Raw genomic sequence first — 3,310 nt, forward strand, 5'->3', positions numbered from 1 at the left:
TACCGAAGGAGCTCCTCTGGGTTAACCCTGACTGCGGACTTAAGACGAGAAGGTGGGAGGAGGTTGAGCCAGCCCTCCGGAACATGGTTGAGATGGCTACCGAGCTCAGGAGAGAGGTGATGGCGGGAGTTTAATCCGGAACCTCCATCATAAAATCCCGAGCCCCGGAGTGAGAAAATCTAAAGACATGAAGTGGATAAGACTGAGAAGATCAAAGATAAAAGTTTACGGAAAGCCCGCCAAGATAATGATGAAGGGTATGACCGCCCCCGAAGAGCATACCCACTTCCTCCACAGCCTACTCACGAACAACATCAAAAACCTCCAGCCGATGAGCCTCAACTACAACCTCTGGCTCAGGCAAAACGGACAGCCCGTTGCGGACTTCTTTATTTACAAAGTATCCGACTACTACATCCTTGATACAGAGAAGCCAGCCCAGGAGGTAATAGAGGAGTTCAACCGACTCAAGCTCTCCCTAAAGGTATTCTTTGAGGACCTAACACCCCAGATGGAACACATCTTCATATTCGGAGAGGGAAGCTCAGAGTTTCTGAAGGACGCCTTCGGCGTGGTTCCTGAGAACTTCAGGATAGCTGAGAGGGATGGCGTTCTGATAGCTAAGAACCCGCTCCGCCTCAGGAGAGAAGGCTACGACCTCATGGGGAGGCTCTCTTCCCTTGAGCTCCCTGAGGAGTACTCCATAACCGAGGAGGAGTTTGAGGACCTGAGGATTGAAAGCTGTGTTCCGAGGATAGGTAAGGAGCTTAGGGAGGGCTTCTCTCCTCTTGAGGCTGGGGTCCTGAGCTACGCTATTGATATGAACAAGGGCTGTTACGTTGGCCAGGAGGCGATAGCCCGGGTTTACTTCCGGGGAAGGACTCCCCGAACCCTCGTCAGGATGGAGAGCGTTGAGGGAGAGCTCAGGGAGGGCGACAAGCTCAGAGAGGGTGATAAGAACGTGGGAGTGGTGACCTCTGTCAGCTCCAGCGGAAAGAAGGCTCTTGGCTACGTCCTGAGAAGTGCCTACGAGGAGGGGAAGGAGCTTCTCTCAGATTCAGGCAGGGTAAGATTGGAGGTGAGCTGTGAAGGAAGAGAGGGCGGAGGAGCTTCTTGAGGGGATACTGAAGGAAAGGTGCGATTCCCTTAAGAAGGAAAGGAGGGAAGACAGAACCCTCTTCTTCTGCGGGGACGAGCTCGCTGGAAGCACAGCACCAATTGATGAGGAGACCTTAGCTATAACGGTTTATGCGAAGAGCCTCGGAGACCCCATACACAGGGAGCTTGTAGAGAAGGGAAAGGAGCTCTTCAACGGGGACATAAAGAGAGAGGGGACGAAGCTCTCCAGCGGTGTTGAAGGTAACTTCTATTACACCTTCCTTCATGTAAAATTATGAACAACAAGGAGGGAAAGCTATGGGAAGGAATGTAGAGTTTGAGGTAGACGGGACTTCTGTCAGCGGGTACCTTTCAGAGCCAGCCCAGAAGGGACCAGCGGTCATAGTTATCCACGAGTGGTGGGGGCTTGACTCACCCCTATCCAACATAAAGGAGCTCACCGACAGGTTCGCCCAAGAGGGCTTCGTTGCCTTTGCCCCTGACCTGTACAGGGGTAAGAATGCCGACAACCCCGACGATGCAGGCAAGCTCATGACGGAGATGTTCCAGAGCAGGATGGAAGATGTTGATGCCATGTTCAAGGCGAGCGTTGAGTACCTCAGGAACCTTGACCTGACCGACCCCGTGAAGGTCGGTGTTACGGGTTTTTGCTGTGGAGGGACCCTCTCCATGTACTTTGCCAGCAAGTTCTCAGACCTCATAGACGCGAGCGTACCCTTCTACGGACTTCCTCAGCTGGCTCCCATAGACCCCAAGTCAATAAAGGTTCCCATATTCTTCATAATGGCTGAGAAGGACGAGTTCGTTAACAACGATTCGGTGATAGACATATTCAAGGAGGTTTGGAGGAACGGCGTTGAGACCCAGGCGAAGGTTTACGCCGGTGTTAACCACGCCTTCCTGAACGATAAGAGACCTGGAGTATACGACAAGAGCTCTGCGGAGGACGCCTGGAAGCTGTGCGTTGAGTTCTTCAAGAGACATCTGGGCTGATTTCTGATACAATAAGGAGCTTCTGGAGGTAAGAGATGGCAGCCTGTGAGATATGTGGAAAGAGGGTTATGCATGGAAGAAGGGTAACCTTCTCAGCGGAGAGGAACCCCAGAACCTTCAAACCAAACGTCCATAAGATGAGGGTCCGTCTCCCGGACGGAACCGTAAAGAGGATATACGTCTGTACAAAGTGTCTCAAGTCGGGGAAGGTAGTAAAGGCTGCAAAGGTTCCTAAAGAGGCGTGAATGTCACTCAGATTCCTTCGCTTCCTCACCTCAGGGGAGTCTCACGGCAAGGGATTGACCGCGATCCTTGAGGGTATCCCCGCCAACCTACCGATTACTGCAGACTACATAAATAGAGAGCTCCAGAGAAGGCAGGGGGGATACGGACGCGGGGGCAGGATGAAGATAGAGAAGGACAGGGTGGAGTTTCTCTCGGGCGTTCGCTTCGGAAAGACTATAGGCTCACCCATAGCCCTCTGGATAGAGAACAGGGACTGGGAGAACTGGAAGGATAAGATGGCACCTGAGGGAGTTCCCTCAGAGAGCGTTGTCCCCTTCACAAGACCGAGACCCGGCCACGCTGACCTGTCGGGAGGGATCAAGTACAACCAGAGGGACCTGAGGAACATCCTTGAGAGGGCATCCGCAAGGGAAACGGCTGCGAGGGTTGCCGTAGGTGCCGTATGCAAGAGGCTCTTGGAGGAGCTTGGTATAAGGGTGGGAAGCTACGTCGTCAGCATAGGGAGTAAGGAGGTTGAGGAGCTCAGGGATAAGAGCTACTTCGCTGACGCTGAGAGACTCCTTGAGCTTCACAGGAGGGCTGAAGAGTCCGAGCTCAGGGTTCCCTATCCAGAAAGGGATGAAGAGCTCAAGAGGGTTGTAGATGAGGCTAAGGAAAGGGGTGAGAGCCTCGGAGGTGTCTTTGAGGTCTTTGCTGTGGGAGTCCCACCGGGACTGGGCTCCCATATCCAGTGGGACAGGAAGATTGACGGGCGGATAGCCCAGGCAATGATGAGCATACAGGCTATGAAGGGTGTGGAGATAGGGCTCGGCTTTGAGGCTTCAAAGAGGCACGGCTCTGAGGTCCACGATGAGATAGGCTACAACCCCGAAAGGGGTTTCTTCAGATACTCAAACAATCTTGGGGGAACTGAAGGGGGTATAACGAACGGGATGCCGGTGGTTGTGAGGGT

The 3,310-nt window shown here is 53.3% G+C and carries 5 protein-coding genes and 1 pseudogene; all 6 read left to right on the forward strand.

Annotated elements, in window-relative coordinates; translation table 11 throughout:
• A pseudogene (locus AC1HCM_RS04605) lies at positions 1-134 on the forward strand (hypothetical protein); the annotation flags it as partial.
• A 53-nt stretch (positions 135-187) separates the two neighbouring features.
• A complete protein-coding gene (gene ygfZ / locus AC1HCM_RS04610; RefSeq protein ID WP_479460601.1) occupies positions 188-1,117 on the forward strand; it encodes a CAF17-like 4Fe-4S cluster assembly/insertion protein YgfZ in 930 nt (309 codons plus the stop codon).
• A complete protein-coding gene (locus AC1HCM_RS04615) occupies positions 1,086-1,397 on the forward strand; it encodes a hypothetical protein (protein WP_479460602.1) in 312 nt (103 codons plus the stop codon). The genes ygfZ and AC1HCM_RS04615 overlap by 32 nt, the downstream gene beginning before the upstream one ends.
• A 19-nt stretch (positions 1,398-1,416) precedes the next feature.
• Positions 1,417-2,112 carry a dienelactone hydrolase family protein gene (locus AC1HCM_RS04620; RefSeq protein ID WP_479460603.1) on the forward strand — a complete coding sequence of 232 codons (696 nt, stop codon included), beginning with the start codon at positions 1,417-1,419 and terminating at the stop codon, positions 2,110-2,112.
• Positions 2,113-2,147: 35 nt separating this feature from the next.
• A complete protein-coding gene (rpmB, locus tag AC1HCM_RS04625) occupies positions 2,148-2,357 on the forward strand; it encodes a 50S ribosomal protein L28 (protein ID WP_479460604.1) in 210 nt (69 codons plus the stop codon).
• A partial coding sequence (gene aroC / locus AC1HCM_RS04630) for a chorismate synthase (protein ID WP_479460605.1) occupies positions 2,358-3,310 on the forward strand: 953 nt, incomplete at its 3' end.

The sequence above is a fragment of the Hydrogenivirga sp. genome (assembly GCF_056450045.1).